The 19521-nt window shown below is 64.2% G+C and carries 18 protein-coding genes; 5 read left to right on the forward strand and 13 right to left on the reverse strand.

The genetic code is table 11. The annotated features are described in order from the left end of the window. The first annotated feature begins 300 nt into the window (after nt 1–300). The 3 genes from CCR95_RS12710 to CCR95_RS12720 are packed head-to-tail and all read left to right on the forward strand — an operon-like array spanning nt 301 to nt 2964. Complete coding sequence (locus tag CCR95_RS12710) at nt 301–1137, forward strand: ABC transporter substrate-binding protein (protein ID WP_201094886.1); 837 nt, start codon at nt 301–303, stop codon at nt 1135–1137. 4 nt (nt 1138–1141) lie between these two features. Next, nucleotides 1142–2173 carry a FecCD family ABC transporter permease gene (locus CCR95_RS12715; RefSeq protein ID WP_201094887.1) on the forward strand — a complete coding sequence of 344 codons (1032 nt, stop codon included), beginning with the start codon at nt 1142–1144 and terminating at the stop codon, nt 2171–2173. Next, nucleotides 2170–2964 (forward strand): ATP-binding cassette domain-containing protein, encoded by a 795-nt coding sequence (locus tag CCR95_RS12720; RefSeq protein WP_201094889.1) that lies wholly within the window; start codon nt 2170–2172, stop codon nt 2962–2964. Before CCR95_RS12715 ends, CCR95_RS12720 begins: the two co-directional genes overlap by 4 nt. Here CCR95_RS12720 and bioD read toward each other — a convergent pair. Genes bioD through bioB form a run of 5 tightly spaced genes read right to left on the reverse strand, consistent with a single transcriptional unit; the run spans nt 2925 to nt 7618 of the window. After that, the gene (gene bioD, locus CCR95_RS12725; protein ID WP_201094890.1) at nt 2925–3755 is read right to left on the reverse strand and encodes a dethiobiotin synthase; all 831 of its coding nucleotides are present in this window, start codon (nt 3753–3755) and stop codon (nt 2925–2927) included. The genes CCR95_RS12720 and bioD overlap by 40 nt on opposite strands. After that, nucleotides 3752–4612, reverse strand: a complete 861-nt coding sequence (bioC, locus tag CCR95_RS12730; RefSeq protein ID WP_201094891.1) for a malonyl-ACP O-methyltransferase BioC — start codon at nt 4610–4612, stop codon at nt 3752–3754. Before bioC ends, bioD begins: the two co-directional genes overlap by 4 nt. Continuing rightward, a complete protein-coding gene (gene bioH / locus CCR95_RS12735; protein WP_201094894.1) occupies nt 4609–5373 on the reverse strand; it encodes a pimeloyl-ACP methyl ester esterase BioH in 765 nt (254 codons plus the stop codon). Before bioH ends, bioC begins: the two co-directional genes overlap by 4 nt. Before the next feature lie 26 nt (nt 5374–5399). Continuing rightward, nucleotides 5400–6578, reverse strand: coding sequence for an 8-amino-7-oxononanoate synthase (gene bioF / locus CCR95_RS12740; RefSeq protein ID WP_201094895.1), 1179 nt, complete (start codon nt 6576–6578; stop codon nt 5400–5402). Continuing rightward, nucleotides 6575–7618, reverse strand: a complete 1044-nt coding sequence (gene bioB / locus CCR95_RS12745) for a biotin synthase BioB (RefSeq protein ID WP_201094896.1) — start codon at nt 7616–7618, stop codon at nt 6575–6577. Before bioB ends, bioF begins: the two co-directional genes overlap by 4 nt. A gap of 125 nt (nt 7619–7743) precedes the next feature. Here bioB and CCR95_RS12750 point away from each other — a divergent pair, with 125 nt between their 5' ends. After that, complete coding sequence (locus tag CCR95_RS12750; RefSeq protein ID WP_201094897.1) at nt 7744–8454, forward strand: ComF family protein; 711 nt, start codon at nt 7744–7746, stop codon at nt 8452–8454. A gap of 18 nt (nt 8455–8472) precedes the next feature. Here CCR95_RS12750 and CCR95_RS12755 read toward each other — a convergent pair whose 3' ends face one another. The 8 genes from CCR95_RS12755 to CCR95_RS12790 all read right to left on the reverse strand — a co-directional run bounded on the left by CCR95_RS12755 (nt 8473) and on the right by CCR95_RS12790 (nt 19150). Continuing rightward, on the reverse strand, nt 8473–9720 hold the full coding sequence (locus CCR95_RS12755; RefSeq protein WP_201094898.1) for a YfiM family lipoprotein: 1248 nt from the start codon (nt 9718–9720) through the stop codon (nt 8473–8475). A gap of 18 nt (nt 9721–9738) precedes the next feature. Continuing rightward, nucleotides 9739–10641: a transglutaminase family protein gene (locus tag CCR95_RS12760; protein WP_201094900.1), complete on the reverse strand. Its 903-nt coding sequence runs from the start codon at nt 10639–10641 to the stop codon at nt 9739–9741. Next, the gene (locus CCR95_RS12765; RefSeq protein ID WP_201094902.1) at nt 10638–13247 is read right to left on the reverse strand and encodes a circularly permuted type 2 ATP-grasp protein; all 2610 of its coding nucleotides are present in this window, start codon (nt 13245–13247) and stop codon (nt 10638–10640) included. The genes CCR95_RS12760 and CCR95_RS12765 overlap by 4 nt, the downstream gene beginning before the upstream one ends. Nucleotides 13248–13319: 72 nt before the next feature. Then, nucleotides 13320–15725 (reverse strand): EAL domain-containing protein, encoded by a 2406-nt coding sequence (locus CCR95_RS12770; protein WP_201094903.1) that lies wholly within the window; start codon nt 15723–15725, stop codon nt 13320–13322. A gap of 244 nt (nt 15726–15969) precedes the next feature. Beyond that, the gene (locus tag CCR95_RS12775; protein WP_201094906.1) at nt 15970–16437 is read right to left on the reverse strand and encodes an Hsp20 family protein; all 468 of its coding nucleotides are present in this window, start codon (nt 16435–16437) and stop codon (nt 15970–15972) included. A gap of 115 nt (nt 16438–16552) precedes the next feature. Then, nucleotides 16553–17191: a molybdenum cofactor guanylyltransferase MobA gene (gene mobA, locus CCR95_RS12780; protein ID WP_201094909.1), complete on the reverse strand. Its 639-nt coding sequence runs from the start codon at nt 17189–17191 to the stop codon at nt 16553–16555. Nucleotides 17192–17266: 75 nt separating this feature from the next. Next, nucleotides 17267–18004 (reverse strand): carbonic anhydrase, encoded by a 738-nt coding sequence (locus tag CCR95_RS12785; protein ID WP_201094910.1) that lies wholly within the window; start codon nt 18002–18004, stop codon nt 17267–17269. A 138-nt stretch (nt 18005–18142) separates the two neighbouring features. After that, complete coding sequence (locus tag CCR95_RS12790; RefSeq protein WP_201094911.1) at nt 18143–19150, reverse strand: hydrolase; 1008 nt, start codon at nt 19148–19150, stop codon at nt 18143–18145. 243 nt (nt 19151–19393) lie between these two features. On the opposite strand from CCR95_RS12790, the gene CCR95_RS25320 reads away from it, so the two are divergent. Beyond that, nucleotides 19394–19521, forward strand: a 128-nt coding sequence (locus CCR95_RS25320) for a group II intron maturase-specific domain-containing protein (RefSeq protein ID WP_338115394.1), incomplete at its 3' end; no start/stop codon positions are given.

A 19521-nucleotide genomic window follows, 5' to 3' on the forward strand; every position in this document is an offset into this window, starting at 1 on the left:
ATCCGGTGAATTGGGATACTAACCGGAATCGTATCATGCTATGCAGCGGTGTTCGGCATGGTGCAGCAGCATCGCTGCCCCGGCGCGGGCCATGGAAAGACGGCGTTTGGGCCGGTCATGTCCCACTTGATGATTCGGCTTACGGGTTCAGGTATAAAATAATTTCATGTTCCACTGAAATTCGGGAGAACCTCTACGTCTCTGTATCTCCGCGTCAACCAAGACGATCTCACGCGGAGGCGCGGGCAATTCAACCACCGCCAACGCCCGCCCGCCAAGCCCAGGCCACGACTCGCGTCGGTGGGTCTGCTCGCGATCCTCTGTCTCCTCGCCCTGCCGACCCAGGCCGCCGAGCCGCTGCCAAGCGTCGTCAGCACGGATCTCTGCGCCGATCTGATCCTGCTCCAGGTCGCCGATCCGGGGCAGGTCCTCTCGCTCTCGCGCCAGAGCCAGGATCCCAGGGTCTCCCCGGTCGCCGAGGCCGCTCGTGCCTATCCGGCGAATCGCGGCAGCGTCGAGGATCTGCTCTCTCTAAAGCCGGACATCGCCCTGGTCTATCTAGGCTGGACCGCCAGGCGGCACGCCGACCTGCTGGCCAGTCAGGGCACTCGGGTTATCGCGCTTCCGTATCCGAGGAACTGGTCCGATGCGCTGGAGACGACACGCCGGATCGCGGTCCAGATCGGGCGCGGCGAGGTGGGCAAGATCAAAACAGCCGAGGCGGAGCGACGCATGCGGGCGCTGGCGGGCCGGACGCGTCCAGATCGTCTGCTCTATCTGCGTCCGAGCGGCGGCACGGCGGGGAAGGGGACCTATGTCGACGATCTCATCACCCGACTCGGTCTGCGCAACCTGGCCGCCGAGCAGGGGCAAACCGGATGGGGCCGATTTCCGTTGGAACGGCTGGTGAGGTCACCGCCGGATCTCTTTCTGCTCGGTTACTTCGATCAGGCCCGATCCCCGGCGGGCTCGGCCTATGGCCGACATCCGCTGCTGCGGGCGATCCTGGACGCGACGCCCGCGATCAGCGTCCCGACCGGAACCTGGGGCTGTGGCGGGCTGGAACTGGTCGATGCCGCCGAACAGATCGTGACTCAGCTCGACCGCCTGGGGCGCGCCCGCCCTGGCCAGGACTGAGCGCTTGACTCGGAGACGCCGACGCTGGCCGCTGCTGGGATCCAGACGGCCATCCCTACCGCTGAACCTGGTACTGCTGGCGCTGCTGCTCCTGCTCAGTCTGGTGTCGCTGTGCTTCGGCGACGCACCGCTCTCGCTCGCGGAGGTCATCGGCGGCCTGCTCGGCACCGGTGCGGAGGAAGCGCAACTGATCGTGCGTCAGATCCGACTGCCCAGGGTCGTCCTGGCCTGGCTGGTCGGTGGCTCGCTGGGCGCCTCGGGCGCGGCGCTGCAGGGACTGCTGCGCAACCCGCTCGCCGAGCCCGGTCTGCTCGGGATCTCGTCCAGCGCCAGTCTCGGCGCGGTCCTCATGCTCTACTTCGGGGTCACCGCGCTCAGTCCCTGGATGCTCCCGGCCGCCGCCATGCTCTTCGCCCTGCTGGCGACCCTGACGCTCCATGGACTGACCCGCGCCGGCTCGACCAATCTCACGCTTATCCTCGCCGGAGTGGCGCTCTCGTCGCTCGCGGGGGCCTTGACTTCGCTCGCGCTGAACCTGGCGCCCAATCCGACCGACGCGCAGGACATCGTCCTCTGGCTGCTCGGCTCCATCAGCGATCGCAGCTTCGCGGAGGTCCGGCTCTGTCTGCCCTTCGTGCTCGCCGGTCTGCTGCTTTTGCTGCTGTGCGCGCCGGCGCTCGACGTGCTCGCCCTCGGCGAGGCCGAGGCCAGCAGCCTCGGGGTCGACCTGTCGCGGCTGCGCGGACTCGTTATCCTGGGCTCTGCCCTGAGCGTCGGTGCCACCGTCGCGGTGACGGGGACTATCGGCTTCGTCGGCCTGGTGGTCCCGCACCTGCTGCGACGCTTCGTCGCCTACCGGCCGGGCCGCCTGCTCCTCCCCAGCGCCCTGGGCGGCGCGGTGCTGGTGCTCGGCGCCGATATCGCCCTGCGTCTCATCGACACCCCCAGAGAGTTGATGCTCGGGGTGGTCACGGCCCTGATCGGCGCGCCCTTCTTCCTGGCGCTGGTGCTGCGCTCGCGGAGGGACATGCTGTGACGCGATTCGAGGTGGCCGGGCTCGATGTCCGTCTCGGCGGGAAGACGCTGGTGCATGACCTCACGTTCGATCTGGGCGAGGGCGAACTGCTCGGACTCATTGGCCCCAACGGAGCCGGCAAGAGCAGCGTCCTCAAGGCGATCATGCAGCTCCTTCCGCACCGTGGCGGGATCCGGCTCGGCGGACGGGATCTGGCGGCCCTGCCGGCGCGCGAGCGCGCGCGCCGGCTCGCCTATCTGAGTCAGGACGACGGCGTGCAGTGGCCGATCTCGGTCCAGGATCTGGTTGCGCTCGGGCGCCATCCCTATCGCGGGAGCTGGTGGCGGGGCGGCGGGGCGCCGAGACTGGACGATCGGGACGCGATCGAGGGCGCGCTGCGGGCCACCGACGTCTGGGATCTGCGCGAGCGCAAGGTGACCGAACTGTCCGGGGGCGAGCGTGCGCGGGTCCGTCTGGCCCGGGCGCTCGCGGTCGAGGCGCCGCTCATCCTGGCCGACGAGCCGGTCGCCGCGCTGGATCCCCGGCATCAGCTCCGGGTCATGTCGCTCCTGCGCGAGCAGTGCCGGCAGGGGAGGAGTCTGATCCTGGTGCTCCACGACCTGACCCTGGCGAGCCGCTTCTGCGACCGGCTCCTGCTCCTGGATCGGGGCGAGCCGATCGCGTTGGGCCCGCCGGGCGAGGTTCTCACGCGCGAGAATCTACGGGAGGTCTATGGCATCCGCGCGGTCACGGGCGAGCATCAGCGGCAGGGTTACATTTTGCCCTGGGAGTGCGAGTCAGGCGCCGGATGATCTGTGGCGATGGCGGGCGATGATTTTTTGCACGATCCTGGGGCAGGGTCTGTCCGGGGCGTGCCTGACGGAGTTTTCGTGTACGCAGAGCGCTCGCCCTCGTTCGCGAGACTTTCCCGCAACGGCACGAGCCCCCGCAGATATCCGGCGACCTGCTCCGGTTCCGCTTGGTCGAGCCAGGGGACGATACCCAGGCAGGGCGCATCGATCAGCGCCGTGAGGGTGGCGAGATTGGCATCAAGAACCAGCATCTCGGGATCGACCTGATTGCCGATCCAGCCGATCAGGCGGGTGTCGCTGGACTGGATGCTTTCGGCGGTCAGTAATGCGTGATTGAGGCAGCCGAGCTTGAGCCCAGCCACCAGGATGACGGGGAGTTCGAGCGCGGTCGGAAGATCGCTGAGCGAGAAGTCCACTCCCAGGGGAACCCGCCAGCCGCCGACCCCTTCCACCACCACCAGATCCGCTTTGGCTTTCAGCGCACTGTAGGCGCGGACAATCGTCGTCAAATCGATCGCGACGCCGGCCGCGGCGGCCGCAAGATGCGGCGCGATCGGCGGGGCGAAGGCGTAGGGATTGATCCGCTCATAAGGCTCCCGGCTGCTGCCCTGTTCCTGCAATTGCAGCGCGTCCGCGTTGCGCAGGCCGCAAGGCGTCAGCGCACAGCCGGACGCGACCGGCTTCATGCCGAGAACACGCAATCCAGTGGCCTGGAGAGCCGCCATCAGCCCGACGCTGATCGCGGTCTTGCCGCAGCCGGTATCGGTGCCGGTGACAAAGACGCCGCTCATGCCTGCCCGCCCGAGCGTTTTCGTCCGCCGATGGCACTGAGCGGGATCGCGATACCGCCCGCGCCGGGTTTCTGCTCCGGCGCCCAGGCGTGACCATAGACCACCTCATAGCTGGCGGGCAGTCGTCCGGCGTCGCGGTGACGCTCGTAGGCCCGTTCGACCGCCGCGAGTCGCGCGCGTCCGGTGAGCGCGCGTGGGCGTTCATGGGTGGCGTTGTGGGCGCCGAGGAGCTTGAGATCCCGCATCAGGTCGCGCGCGTGCGCGTAGGTCAGGGTCAGGCGCTCGACATCCATGACCGGATCGGCGAAGCGGGTCCGGACCAGCGCGTCGCCGATGTCGTGCATGTCCAGAAAGGGGCTGACATGCGAGTCGCCGTCCACCTCGCTCCACGCTAGGCGCAATTCCTTGAGCGTATCCGGACCGAAGGTGGTGAACAGGAAGAGTCCGCCCGGACGCAAGACGCGCAGACACTCGCCAAAGGCCCGCTCCAGGTCGCACCACTGAAGCGTGGCGTTCGAGACGATCAGATCCACCGCGCCATCGGCCAGCGGCAAGGCTTCGGCATCGGCGCAGACGCACCAGGGCCGGCGCAGCCAGCCGCCGCGTTTGCGTGCCTGGAGCAGCATCCCGTGCGCGAAATCCAGCGCCATCACCCGCGCCCGGCGGTAGCGGCGATGCAGCGCGCCGACCGCATAACCGGTGCCCGCGCCCAGATCCAGGATGCGTTGGGGTTCGAGCCGAACATAGTCGAGCCGTTCCAGCAGGCGATCCGCGAGTTCGCGCTGGAGCACGGCGACCGTGTCGTAGTGCGTCGCGGCGTGCTCGAAGCCGCGGCGCGCGCGTCCTTTGTCGATCATGTCGCCGGCTCGGCGAGAAAGGATCGGATTGCCCGCGCGGTCTCGACCGGGTGGGACAGATGCGGCGCATGGGCGGCGCCGGCGATGACCTGAGTCCGCGCGCCCGGCATGAGGATCTCAATGCGTTCGGCGACCTTGGCCGGGACCAGTGCGTCATGATCGCCGAACAGCCAGAGCGCGGGACAGCGAAGATCCGGGAGTCGTCCGCGCAGATCTTCGTCGCGCAGCAGGTCCAGACCCAGCGAGAGGGCGGCGGGGTTGGGATCTGGCCGGTTGGCGAGCGCCTCGCGCAGGGTGCGCAGAACCTCGCGGGCGGCGTCGCTGCCGCGCACCTGGAGCGCGAGGAAGCGGGCGAGGGTGGCGGCGGGATCGGCGGTCAACTCCTGATGGAATTGATCGAGCGTCGTCTCCGGCATGGCCGGCGTCCAGTCCGCCGCGCGCACGAAACGGGGTGTGGCGGTCAGCAGGACGAGCCCCGTGACCCGCTTGGGCGCGCGTAGCGCGGCGGCGAGCGCGACCAATCCACCGAGCGACCAGCCGAGCCAGACCGCCTGGTCCGGCGCCGCGTCCAGACAGGCGTCGGCCCAGGTCCAGAGGCTGTCGAGCGCGGGCGGGAAGGGGCTGTGACCGTGTCCGGGGAGGTCGATCCGGTGCTGGTTCAGTCCGTTCCAGGTGTCCGCCGGGCAGGCATCCCAGACGGCGGCGTTCATGCCCCAGCCATGCAGCATGACGAGGTCTTGGTGATCGGTAGGGGTTGGCATGGATTCCAGTTGTCAGTTGTCAGTTGTCAGTTGTCAGTTGTCAGTTCGGCCAAGGCGTCCAGAAGCCGATCGACATCGGTTTCGGCATGGGTGGCGGAGAAAGTGATACGTAATCTGGCGGCGCCTTCGGGGACGGTGGGCGGGCGGATGGCGCCGACCAGGATTCCGGCCGCTTCCAGCGTCTGGCTCCAGGCGATGGCGCGCTCGGCACTGCCGGCGAGCAGAGGCTGAATCGGCGTGAGCGACTCGGTGAGTTGTAGACCGAGCTGATCCGCGCCCTGTCTGAAGCGTGCAATCAGCATCTGGAGCCGTTCGCGGCGCCAGTTCTCGCGTTCGGCGAGCCGCAGGCTCGCGCGGGTGGCCTCGGCGAGCGCCGGCGGGGTGGCTGTGGTGTAAATGTAGCTGCGCGCGCGCTGGATCAGCGTTTTGATCAGATCCTCTGACCCCGCGACGAAGGCACCGAAGGTGCCGAATGATTTTCCCAAGGTGCCCATCAAGATGGTCGTCTCGTTCGGGGCCAGACCGAAGTGGTCCAGCGAGCCGCGCCCGCCGTGTCCGAGCACGCCGAGCCCATGGGCATCGTCGACCAGCAGCCAGGCGCCGGCCTCACGGGCGATCCGCGCGAGCGCGGGCAGCGGGGCCAGATCGCCGTCCATGCTGAACACGCCGTCGGTGGCGATCATCCGGGTCTGGTCGCCCTTGAGCAGGCGGTCGAGTTCGGCGCTGTCCGCATGCGGATAGCGGCGCAGGGTAGCGCGAGAGAGCTGCGCGCCGTCGAGCAGCGAGGCGTGGTTGAGCCGGTCCTCGAAGACCCTGTCGCCGCGTCCGGCCAGTGAGGCGATGACCCCGAGATTGGCCATGTAACCGGTCGAGAAGAGGAGCGCGCGTGGGTAGCCGGTGAACTCGGCCAACGCCTCTTCCAGTGCGTGATGGGCCGCGCTGTGACCGTTCACCAGATGGGCCGCGCCGCTGCCCACGCCCCAGCGTTCGGCGCCGTGCCGCAGGGCGGCGATCACCTCGGGATGATTGGCGAGCCCCAGATAGTCATTGCTGCAGAAGCTCAACAGGGGCCGGCCATCGACGATGGCGCGCGGTTGCTGCGGGGCGTCCTGGACGCGTCGGCGGCGGTAGAGGTGCGCGGCCTTCAGGTCATCGAGTTGGGCGCGGAGGCCGACTGCATGAGTGTTGACTGGTCCATCATTCAACGCTTGAGTTCCCGATAAAAATTTTCGTGGGTGTGTTCAATCGTTTTGTGACAGCCGCCCGGTTCGGTGCGTTCCGCCTCGATCTCCTCGAAGTCGAGCCCCAAACGCGCAAAGAGCGCGCGATCGCGGTCGGCTTCGGCATTGGACGCGGTCAGCAGGCGCTCGCCGTAAAAGATGGAGTTGGCGCCGGCGAGAAAACACAGCGCCTGTAACTCGTCGCTCATTTCGTGACGACCGGCGGAGAGACGCACATGGGAGGCCGGCATCAGGATGCGAGTGGCGGCGACCACACGCACGAACTCGAAGGGATCGAGCGCGGCCTGACCGAAGAGCGGCGTGCCCTCGACCTGGACCAGCAGGTTGATCGGCACTGACTCCGGGTGGGCGGGCAGGTTGGTGAGCTGGCGGAGCATGGAGGCGCGGTCGCGGCGCGATTCGCCCATGCCGAGGATGCCGCCGCTACAGGTCTTGAGCCCAACCTCGCGGACATGCTCCAGGGTGTCGAGCCGGTCCTGATAGGTGCGGGTGGTGATAACCTGGCCGTAGAACTCGGGCGAGGTGTCCAGATTATGATTGTAGTAATCCAGCCCGACCTCCTTGAGCCGACGCGCCTGGGGACCGGTGAGCATGCCGAGCGTGACGCAGGTTTCCATCCCGAGCGCGTGGACGCCCTCGATCATGGCGACCACCTGGTCCAGGTTGTTGTCGGTCGGGTTGCGCCAGGCCGCGCCCATGCAGAAGCGGGTCGCGCCCTCGGCGCGGGCGGCGCGGGCGGCGGTCAGCACGTCATCGAGCGGCAGCAGGCGTTCGCGTTCCAGATTGGTGTCGTGGTGCGCGCTCTGGGCGCAATAGCCGCAGTCTTCCGGGCAGGCGCCGGTCTTGATGCTGAGCAGGGTGCTGACCTGGATCCGGTTGGGATCGAAATGCGCGCGGTGGGTGCTCTGGGCCTTGAACAGAAGATCGTTCAGGGGTTGGTCGAGCAACGTCTGGATTTCGTCGATGGTCCAGTCGTGGCGGATGGCGGACTTGAGTGATGGCATGGTCTGGATTGCGATACCGGTGTTAAGTGCGCGTTCGGGCGAGCATGATCGGCTGGCGCACAAAGAGGGCTATCCTAGATCGCGTGGCTCTCTTGTCAACCAATCTTCGATTTTTTGGTTTACAAATGATTCAGCCAATCGCTTTTGCATCTCTGATCTCGGTCCTGTTTCCCGCGACCTGCGTACTGTGCGGGGCACCGGGCGTGGGCGGTCGGGATCTCTGCGCCGGTTGCAAGGCGGAGCTGCCGTGGAATCGAGAGTCGTGCATCCGCTGCGCGCTGCCGTTCGAGGGACCGGTTCCTCCAGGAACGCTCTGTGGGCGGTGCCAGAAAAAACCCCCGCCCTTTGAACGCTGTATCACGGCCTTTCGCTATGAGTCGGCCGTGCCGTCGCTGGTGGTTGGGGCGAAGTTTCGCGGTCGGCTCAATCATGCCCGCCTGCTGGGGCAGTGTCTGGCCGAGACGGTGCGGGAGCATGCTCTGGCGTTGCCGGATGTCCTGGCGCCGGTTCCGCTGCATTTTGGGCGGTTGCGCAAGCGTGGCTACAATCAGGCGCTCGAAATTGCCCGGGTTCTTGGTCGAGAGCTGGATTTGCCGGTCGATGCACAGGGTTGTCTCCGGATCGCGGCAACGCCGCCCCAGGTCGGACTCGATCCGCGCGCGCGTCGTCGTAATCTTCGTGGGGCATTCGCCTTGACCCGCCAGCCGCCCTGGAAGCGGGTGGCGATCGTGGACGACGTGGTAACCACCGGCAGCACCGTGGCCGAATTGAGCCGCGTGTTTCTCAAGGCAGGGGTGGAGCAGGTCGATGTCTGGGCCGTGGCGCGGACGTCTTGATTCGGCATTGCAGAGCCGTCAGGGTTCCCGAAACAGCCGACGGGTCTCGATCCGGCGATCGATGTGGACGATCAGGCGTTGATAGTCTCCATGGTTGGTGCCGCCAAAGTTGGCCGCGAACGTTCGCTGGTCGATGCCTTCGGGCAGTCCATCGAGCGTTGGCATGAAGTCTTCCTCGGTCAAACCCTGTTCCGCGATCCCTTGCACGCGCCGGGCGCTTTCTCGGTCGGCGGTCGCGAGTCGAGCCAGCCGAATCCCCGCGCGGTTGGCCGCCATATCCGCGAAGCTGAAACCGCTGCCACCCTTGGCGTCGGACATCTCTTTATACCAGCCCATTATCCCGGACAGCGTGTCGTCGCCCTGGATCGCCAGGGCCGCCGAGGTCATGAAATGCTGGCTCAGATCGCGGCGGCCGCGCAACAGAACCGGACGTGGATGACGAGGCTTGGCGCTGGTGGCAGAGTCGGCAGGTTCACGGATGGTCCGTCCGTTCACGTACGCGGCGAGCGTCAGGATCAGGGCGCGATTCTCTGCGATCGGATCGGCGCTCGGGGGTTGCGCGCCAGCCTTGGCCAGGAGATGCGCCAGCAGGTCGGCGAGCTGGAGCGGCTGACGCCTTGGTCCTCGCGCGACTTGACGCGTCAGATAGTCCTGATAGCGCAAGAGATTTGGCAAATCGGTTTCGGCGACGAAGCCGCTGCTGATCCGCTCCAGTAGATCGGGACGCCATTCATAGGCGATGCGTATCTGGTCGTCATTCAGCTCGACCCGCTGGAGTAACTCTGTGCTCTCCACCGCCGTCAGCGCGCGATCCGCCAGCGTCTGGACCAGTGCTCCAGGGATTGGAAGGCCCGCCAGTCGAGCCGTTTCGATCTTTGGAAGGTGTCCGTCCTCGACCAGCGTCAGCTCCAGGTTGATAAAGCCTCCGAGCGGGTTCCAGGGGAGCGCCAGCGAGGTGGCGAGGTGAGCGCGGCCATCGTCCAGGCGGAGCGACGCGCGCCCCTGACCGAGTCGGTTGAGCAGTTCGTTGGCGAGCAGATTGGTCTCGCGCTCGGTGAGGACGACCGTGATCAATTCACCCGATTGGCTGCCCCGCAGTCGCAGTCGATTGGTTGCGATCCAGTGTCTCGCCCAGGCGTGTTCCTGAGCGGTGATGGCGGGATCTTTCTCGACGAGGGGCTGGGTGTCCAGGAACAGCAGGGCGCCGAGGGTCACGGCAACGATGATGATGATGATGGCCAGCCAACCGAGGGGCAAACGGTGCATGGAGCGTTTTAACACGGCTTAAACGGGTGGCACCGCCGGCACGGGGTCGGCGATCCGGTTGACATCGACGGCGACCAGCAGATCGTGGGTGCCGCCGCCGTAGAAGATGCCGCGCAGGGGCGTAACATCCTGAAAATCGCGTCCAACGGCGGTGGTAATGTACTGCTCGCCGGGGATCTGGTCGTTGGTCGGGTCGAAATCGACCCAGCCCAGCTCTGGGATCAGCACCGAGAACCAGGCGTGCGAGGCGTCGGCCCCCTGGAGTTTGACCTGGCCGGGCGGCGGCAGGGTTTCCAGATAACCGCTGACATAGCGAACCGCCAGACCGAACCCGCGCAACGCGGCGATGGCGATGTGCGCAAAGTCCTGACAGACGCCGCGCCGCTGTTCCATGACCTCGGCGATTGGCGTGGCGATGGTGGTCGAGTGAGGGTCGTACTCGAACTCGCGATAGATACGCCCCATCAGATCCCGCGTCGCTTCCAGGATCGGCCGCCCGGCCGGAAAGGAGGCGGCGGCATAGTCGCGGGCGGCTGGGTCCAGCGGTATCTGGGGCGAGGGGAGGGTGAAGATCCGGGCGTTGGTCATCAGGCCGTCGCCCTTGTCATACAGTCGGGCGACCACCCGTTCCCAGGGTGGTGTCTTGTCTGATTCGGGGAGCGCGAGGGGGGTCATCTCGATCTCGCTGGTGGCGGTGACTTCCAACGCGTTGTGGGCTTGCTGGATCGAGAAATAATTCACCCGGTTCCCGAAAAAATCCTCGTGCTCGCGCATGACGGCCGGCCAGGGATCGACGCGGAGCTGACTCGACAGACAGCGCTGACGCCGGGTCTGGAGCGGTTTCAGGTGGGCGATGCTATGGCACAGCGAAACCGGTTCGGCATACTCGTAGCGGGTGAGATGCTGGACGCGGAATTTCATGACGTCAGCGTCCCGGTGCGTCGCAACAGACTGTGCGGCTGCTCCTCGTGGCGGAAATACTGGGCGGTGATGGCATCTGAGATGGCGGCGAGTTCGGTACTCAGGTCGCCGAGCATCTTGGCTAGAACGACCCGTCGGGTACCCTGTTTATGCGCTTGAATCAAATGGTCGATTTCGGTCAGGCGGATCCCGGTCAGACTTTTGAGAACCAGCTTTTCCGCCGCGGTGCGTCCGACCGCCAGATCGCCGCGGGGGAGTTCGGTGACCAGGCGTTCGAGCATCGCCAGTTGATAGGCCAGGGCGCGCGGATTGCCTTCGTCCTGGAGCACCAGATCCAGCAGGGCTCCGACTCGGGTTCCCGCGTGATAGCGGCGCCGGTAAGTGATGAGACTGTCGGTGATGCCGAGAACCGCCTCGATCACCATGTTTTCTTCCTGGTCGCCGGCGACCGGTACTAGGGTGGAGTGCAGCAGGCTGGCGATGGCGCTCCCGCGTTCCAAGCGGCGTCCGGTCTCCAGAAAATGCCAGCCCTCGTTGTGAGTCATGTTCTCTTGGGTCAGACCCGAGAAGGCGACGAGCGAGGTGACCAGGGGGTCGAGCTCGTCGAGTGCCTGCGATAACTGGGTGGGCGGATGTTCGGTGAGATTCGCCAGACGGGCTTCGATATCGCTGACGACGCGCCAGGTGTCCGCCGACAGACGTTCGCGCACCGAGTAGGCGGCCTGTCCCAGCGCCTCCAGCGTGCGCGGCAGTCCGCCGAGTCGCGCGGGGTCGGTGATCAGCGACAGCAGCTCGGGGATCGGATTGCGCAGACGCTCATCCGCGCCGGCGCCGACGAAGCCGGGAAAGGATTGGGTCTGGTTGGTCAACGCCTCCAGCAGGGATCTCAGGCACGAAGAGGTGACCTTGGACAGCGGATAATCGGCCCGCTCCGAGAACTTGAAAATCGTGATCCGCAGCAGACGCACCAGACCTTCTGCGCGTTCGGCATAACGGCCGATCCAGAACAGATTATCGGCGACCCGGCTGGAGACCGTGCTCTCCTGCACGACCGCGGGGGTTTGCGTATCGGACGCGGCCAGCAGACTTTCCTGGCGTTCCGGCTCCGAGGCCAGCACCCAGACATCCTTGCCCAGTCCGCCGAGTTGATTGGAGACCAGCGCGGTTTCGTGGTTGAGGGCGACACGCCCGAGCCCGCCGGGCATCACGGCGTAGCCATCTTCTTCCGCGATCAGGAAGGTACGCAGGACGCTGGGGCGCGGTTCCAGATGCTGGTCGATGAGTGCCGGCGCGGTCGAGGGTTGAATCCGTTCGCGGGCGACGTAGCCGCCTGGATTGGCCTGGATCGCCTTGATCAGCGCCGTGCGCGCGGCCGGCTCCATCGCGCCGGGAAAGAGTTCCAACTGCCCCGTCGCTCTGGCGCCCGTCATGAGATGAGCCGACGGGAGGAGCTTGACGACCAGGCGGTCGAGATTGTTCAGCACTTGAGCGAGCGAGCCGGGGTCGCCACACCACCAGGTTGGGATGTCCGGCAGAACCAGTGACTCGCCCAGAAGCTGCTGGCAAATGTCGGGCAGGAAGGCCGCGAGCGCCGGGTGTTCGAGAATGCCGCTGCCCAGCGCGTTGGCCAGGATCAGGTTGCCGGCGCGGGCGGCCTGCAACATGCCGGGGACGCCCAGCATGGAGTCCTCGCGCAGTTCCAGCGGATCGCACCAGAGATCGTTGACGTGACGCACGACCGCGTCGATACGCTCCAGTCGCCCCAAAGTACGCAACCAGAGCGCGCCATCGCGCACCGAGAGATCCCCGCCCTGGACCAGGGTATAGCCGAGATAGTTGGCCAGATAGGCGTGTTCGAAATAGGCTTCGTTTTGCGGGCCGGGCGTGAGCACCACGACTCGTGCATGTTCGGCCACGCGCGGCGCCAATCGCGTCAGGGTGCGGCGCATGGAGCGGAAGAAGCCGGCCAGACGATGCACATGCGAGTCCCGGAACAGACTGGGCAGCACCCGCGATAGCACCACGCGATTTTCCAGCGCATAGCCCGCGCCCATGGGGCTTTGCGTCCGGTCGCCGATGACTCGCCAATGGCCATCGGGCAGCCGCGTCAGATCCGCCGCATACTGAACCAAGGGGCGCCCACCCGCGATCTCGATGCCGTGGCAAGGGATCAGATAGCTGGCATTGCCGTCGATCAGTTCGGCCGGCAGCAGGCCGGTGCGGATCAGATTGCGGGGTCCGTAGAGGTCGAGCAGGATCAGGTTGAGGAGTTCGGCGCGCTGGATCAGGCCGCGTTCCAACTCCGCCCACTCATCGCTGCGGATCAGCATCGGCAGCAGATCCAGTTGCCAGGGACGCGACATGCCCTGCGGATCGCCATGGAGGTTATAAGTGACGCCGTTGTCGCGAATCAGACGCGAGGCCTCACGCCAGCGCTCCTCAATGCCAACGGAACCCAGCGTGCGCAGGGCATCGAGCAGATATTGCCATTGCGGACGCACCTCGCCATCGGCGGTGCGCATTTCGTCATAGCGGTCGGCCAGAGGCGAATAGACATCGACCAGACCGGGGTTTTCTGGAATGGGCGCCAGATCGGGGGCGGGCATGAATCTAAGGCTCTTTCTGGGGCGCGGAGTTGGATTAGACACGCCAAGTCCTGGAGGTGCAAGGCATGCCGACTAATTTTCGAGCGCCCTGGGCGTTAAGGCGAAGGGCTTGGGCGCGGATTCGTGCTCGAAATGGGGCCTAAACAGAGGTTCTCCGAACAGTGCGCCCTGTCCTTGATGACAGCCGATGGTCAGGAGGAGCTGTCGCTGCTCGTCGGTGCGCACCCCATCGGCCAGAATCTCCAGATCCAGCGCCTGCGCCATGGCAATCAGTGCCTGGACCACGGCCAAGTCATCGCGCGAATCGGGCAAGGACTCGATAAAATTGCGATGAATCCTCAGCGTTTTGATCGGCAGGCGCCGCAATGCCAGCGGTGAGAGCGAGCCGATTCCGATTTCATCCAGCGTAATCGAGACACCCAGTCGGCACAATCCTTCGAAGACCTCAGCGATCTGTTCGGGGTGTTTCTGAAGCAAGGATCCGTTAAATGCCAGATCCAGCCGGCTGGCCGCCAATGGGTTTTCCGTCAGCAGGTATTCGAGGGTCTGGGGCAGAGTGCCGCGCACGAGGAGTGCCTCGGAGACAGGAACGGAAAAAATGCCGATGCTCAACCCATTTTCCAGCCAATGCTGGAACTGCCGGCAGGCCACTGTGAGTGCCCAGTGTCCGAGTTCGGCCATGAAGCCGCATTCATTGGCCAACGGCAGGAAGCGTTCTGGCGGCATGGTACCGATTTCCTCCTGATCCCAGCGAAGCAGTACCTCGACGCCCACATGAATCCCTGTTTCCAGGTTGGCGCGGGGGCGATAGATCAGTCGATATTCCCCTTTGTCGAGTCCGCTCCGGAGCCGCTCGATCAGAGACTGGTACTCAGAGACTGCTTCATCGGGCTCGGCCGGCGAGATTCGGAAACCGTTGATCCCCTGTCGCTTCGCTTGTCTTAAGGCGGACTCGGCATGGGCGAGCAGGGCGTTGCGGTCGCTCTTCATGCTGGCATCGAAGGCGATGCCGATACACGCAGTGGATGCTATCCGGTGGTTGCTGACCTCGATATCGGTCGACAGGGTTGCCTGAAGACGGCGTGCGATCTCCTCGATCTCCTCGCTCCGGTCAATGTCCTCGAAGATGAGCCCAAACTGATCGGCACGGAGCCGGGCCAGGGTATCGGAGGAGCGGATCGCGAGCCGCAACCGGAGCGCGATCGCACGCAACAGAGCATCGCCGATCAAATGACCCAGGCTTGAGTTGATGTAGGAAAAGTGATCCAGGTCGAACAGCATCAAGGCCAACGGCGAGGCTTTGCGGTGTCCGAGTTCGATAGCGTGTTCAAGGCGCGATTCGAAGAGCAGGCGGTTGGGCAGTTTGGTCAAGGCGTCGTAATGGATTAAATAGTCGGCGCGACGTTGCGGTGCGTGATTGCAGTCGGCGAAGACGCCGACGAAATTGACCACCTTGCCATGTGCGTCCAGAACGCGCCGGATGGTGAGTTTTTGCAGATAGATCTCGCCATCCTTGCGGCGGTTCCAGATCTCGCCCTGCCAGACGCCGCGGCGGGCCAGCAAGCGCCACATACCGATAAAATAACTCTGAGGATGCCAGTGGGAATTCAATAGATTGGGTTTGCGGCCCAGCACCTCTGACTCGCTATAGCCAGTGATTCGGGTAAAGGCCGGGTTGCTCGCGACGATATAACCCGCGGCATCCGTGATCAGCACGCCCTCGGCAGTGGCCGCGTAGACGGCGGCCGATTGCAGCAGACGCAATTCCGTGTCGCGGGCGATCGTGGTTTGTCGGATGTTGACGACGACGCCGGTCACCCAGCCCGCGGCGTCGCGGTGAGGAAAGAGACGCACCTCGGCATCGCGAGACGCTCCGTCAAGGGTCGTCTCGCGGATATCCTCAACGTGAATCTGGCCAGTGTCGAGATCATCGCGGAGATAACGGTCAAGAACCGCGGTCAGTGGATCGTCGTTCCCGATTTCCCTGAAATTATGGTCGAGGATCTCGTCATGCGAGCGTTTGATGGCGTTGAGGAAGGATGCATTCGCGGCCTTGACGCAACCTCCACGATCCACGAACGCGATCCTGTCGGGAGAGGCGGAGACGATGTCATTGGCATAGTGCGCCAGAAGCGGATGCGTGTCGGCTCGCTGAGCGTGTTCCAGAATGATCGAGAGAAGTCGTGGTAGACCTTTCGTGTCTTCGAAAAAGCGTGTGAAGGCGATAGACAAAGGGCCTGTCTTCACCTTGGCGTTGACGAAATGCAACTCCTGGTAGGCATCACGGGGTTGCGGGGAGTTCAGCAACTCGGTGAGTAACTGAGTGTCGGTGTCGTGCGCCAGATCGGCAAGAGAGCGCCCGAGGACTTGTGCGTCGGCGTAACCAAGCAGGGCCAGAAAGGCCGGATTCACGGAGATGATGCGCTGCTGGTGGTCCAGTATCAGCGCGCCCATGGGCAGCGCGGAGAGCAGGGGCATGGAGTTCCACACAGATCGAGTCGGACGAGACGAGTGGTGGATTATACGCAGAGAATTGCTTCGTTGGGTGCCTGCCGGAAGATTCGTCGCATTTGCGAGGACGGCGAAAAGCCGGGCGAAACCCCGGCTTTTCGTGTATTCAACCGTGCCAGTGCCTCTGGTCAGGAATGTGTGCTTCTGTTGGGCGATGACACACAGCGACGCATGCGTCTACTGAACGCGGTTGTATTTGGTCGCGCGCCGCTCAGGCCGCTGCTTGCGTCTTGTTGGCCTCGATGGTGCGACCGGCACCGCTGTTGACCTCGATTTTCCGGGGCTTCATCGCCTCCGGTATCTCGCGCCGCAGGTCGATGTGCAGCAAACCGTTTTCCAGTCGGGCCTCCAGTACCTGCACGTAATCGGCAAGCTGGAATTTCCGTTCGAAGTTGCGGTTGGCGATGCCGCGGTAGAGGAACTTGCGGTCAGCCGAGTCGGTGTCCTCGGGGCGACCGCCTGACACGGTCAGGATGTTCTCCTTGACCTCCAAACTCAAGTCCTGCTCGGAAAAGCCGGCGACCGCCATGGTGATACGGTAAGCGTTCTCTCCGTTGACCTCGATATTGTAAGGGGGGTAGCCGCCTGGCTCGGTACGATAGGCCGTTTCAAGGGCCGAGGTCATCCGGTCGAAGCCGATCATGGAGCGGAACAAGGGTGAAAAGTCGATGGTTGTCATGCGACATATCCTCAGGTAGAGCAATATGAAAAGGCGCGTTCTCAGTGAACCGCACGGTGTTCAAGCCTCAGTCGAGCGCTTGTGTTATGTAAAGTAGTCATGCTGAAGCGGGATGTCAAGATACCGGGCGCGATCGAGCGGAAAGTCGTTGAATGAATGCCTGCTCCAGCCTTTGCGCATCCTCAGGCGCATTGAGATTGACGAAGCAGTCGGGTTGGTCGCTGAAATCGGCGAGGGCGACCCGGTGTCGGTCATACCAGAGATCGACCTTGCGCTCGCCGGCGGCGAGAAAGTCGCGCAGGCTGCCTGATAGCGAAACCGGCAACAGCGCATGCACGGGCTGTCGCCGATTGCCCGTGGCCGCCACCGCCAGCTCTGCCTGCTGGTCGATCGTTGCCTGGGCGAGGCGTGCGCCCAGATCGGCGGGAGGTTGCGGACCGTCACATGGCAGGGTCAGTATCCAGGTGCTGCGAGCCGCGTTCATTGCGCTGAGAAAACCTGCCAGAGGGCCTTGAAACTCTTGTTCGAGATCGGTCACCACGGGGAAACCGTATGTGCCGTAACGGTCGATATTTCGATTCGCGCTGATGATCAGGGTCGTGACCTGAGGGGCGAGTGTCGCGATGACCCATTCCACCAGTGGCCGCCCAGCGAAGGGTAGCAGTCCTTTGTCTTGACCGCCCATGCGACGTGCCTGCCCGCCGGCGAGGATGACGCCAGTGATCGACTGCTTCGATGGAGGTTCGAGGTTCATGACGAAGCGTCAACACGGGCCGCGTCGCTCCGGGGAGCGAGCCGACGCGGTTCTCCGAGTGGACGTGGACGCCGATTACTCGATGACGACACGCGCGTTGAGGGTCTGAATCGGGCGGTTATTGGGGTGTCCCATGACCCGGGCGAATTTGCCGATCTGCTCGGTGGAGGCGGTCACCGGCTCCTTCAGAACCAGCCAGGTCACCCCTTCGGTACAGGGTGGGGTCGTCAGCGATCCGTTGAAACGGTAGTAGTCGCGGTTTCTCGGGAGCAGATTCTCGGCGGAGGCCAGGGCGGCGAGATGTGTCTTGTGATCGACCGTTTCGGGCATGTCCGCCCAAGGCACGATCAGCGCGGCGTTCTCGCCGCCTTCATTGAACATGACCGCGATCACGAGCAGGTTGCCGTCCTGGTCGGCGTGGACCAGATGCGCCTCCATCGGAAACGCTCGGCCGCCGATATGATTTTCGCTCGGCGTGTGGAAATGGAATTGCTTCAGCTCGTAATCGTGTCCGTCCAGGGTGATCGAACTGCCGGCCTGATAGTCGATCTGGATGGTATGTCCGTTGTTGATCTCATCGCTGCCGCCGGGGCTGTAATGAAATCCGATCGGTGGCAGTTGGCTGTCGACGAAGTTGGCCAGATCGATCGGCGCCTGATTTTTGCCGGTCTGGCAGGTGTTGAAATGGGGGTCAAGTTCGCCCCAGTGCTCCGGCCCCTCGGCGCCGGAATAACCCCAATGCGCGCCATGACCCGCGAGCGCGAGTCCGCTGCCGGCCATGAGGGTCAGTGCCATAAGCGTGGTTCGGTTCATCTTTTTCCTCGTTATTGTTGTGGATGTCGGCAGGCCGACGCGAAGGACGAATGTCCGTTCGAGCCACAAGATTACAACAATTTTCGTCAGGCATTGAGCGTGTCGCGCGGGGCGAATCCAAGGCTCCGGCGCTCAAGGTTATTGGCCGCCAGACGGCTCTGGCGCGTGGTCGATCTCCTTGGAGCCTGCGGCCCGGATCTCCCGCAGGCGCGAGAGGATACGCTGTTCGAGCCAATAGTCGGGTCGCCAGGGGAGGGCGCCCGCGATGAAACCCACATGCCCGCCATGGGCGGCGAGCTCCAGTGTCACCCCAGGGCCGAGTTCGTGCTCCCAGGGGAGTGTGGTCGGGAACATGAAGGGATCGTCGGCGGCCTGGACGATCAGGGTCGGGGTCTCGATATGGGACAGGAAGGGTCGGCAACTGGCGCGGCTGTAGTACTCGAAAACTCCGGCGAAACCGTGCAGTGGCGCTGTAATCTGGTCGTCGAACTGATTGAAGTCGCGGATGTCGTCCAGATCGACCGGGAGCGGCAAGGGCCGGTCCGCGAATTTACGCCGCAGGTTCGACTTGAGTCGGCTCAAGAGGTGGCGGCGATAGAGACGGGACAGCCCAAGATCCAGCCGGAGCATGGCGTCGCGCAGAACGAAGGGTACGGAGACCGCGATGGCGGCGCCGATCAGCGGTCGCTCGGTTTCGCCGAGATATTTGAGCAGAAGATTGGCGCCGAGCGAGAAGCCGACCGCGGCGGCGGGCGGTTCGTCATCGTCCTGGCGGAGCGCCGCGAGCACCTCGGCGAGATCCTCGGTCGCGCCCGAATGATAGGCGCGATCCAGCCGGTTCGGCTCCTGGGAGCAGCCGCGCAGATACATGAAGGTCGGCCGAAACCCTTCGCGGGCAAGAGTCGCGACGAGGCTGCCCGCGTAATGGGACTCCAGACTGCCTTCGAGCCCATGAACGATCAGCACGCGCGGGCCGGCGGATCCGCCCAGCGCGAGGTCGATAAAATCGCCGTCGGCGAGTTCGATGCGCCGCCGGCTCAGGTTCGCGCTGGGCCGATGCCGCGTCAGGCTGGGCCAGAGGGTTTGCAGATGCGCGCCGGGGAGCCACCAGGCCGGTCGAAAATCGCTTGTCGTGATTCTGCCCATTCAGGCTCCGGTTAATTCTACTTTGTTACCTTCAAAAAATCTTTAAGTGTTTAAATTTTATGATAATAAACAAAAATACACATAAACAATAGGGTTCTAGTGGCGCGTTGAGCGCCTATAATCACCCATAAACCGCCAACATCTATCTTCAATAGGGGCATAGTAAATGAAGATTTATTGCGCCTAATAAAAAATAACTTAAAATTCATTAATTTATGCGACAGTCAAAGTTAACAAAGTAGAATTAAGGAACTGACGGCGCGTCACCGAACCCCGGTGGCGCTCAGGGACATGATCGGCGAGGTCAATCAAGCCCTCAGGGGCTGGTCAGGCTACTTCCACTACCGCAACTGCTCAAAGGTTCTTGGTCG

Origin of the sequence: Thiocystis minor, from assembly GCF_016653465.1 — a bacterium.
In the GTDB taxonomy this organism is placed as follows: domain Bacteria; phylum Pseudomonadota; class Gammaproteobacteria; order Chromatiales; family Chromatiaceae; genus Chromatium; species Chromatium minus.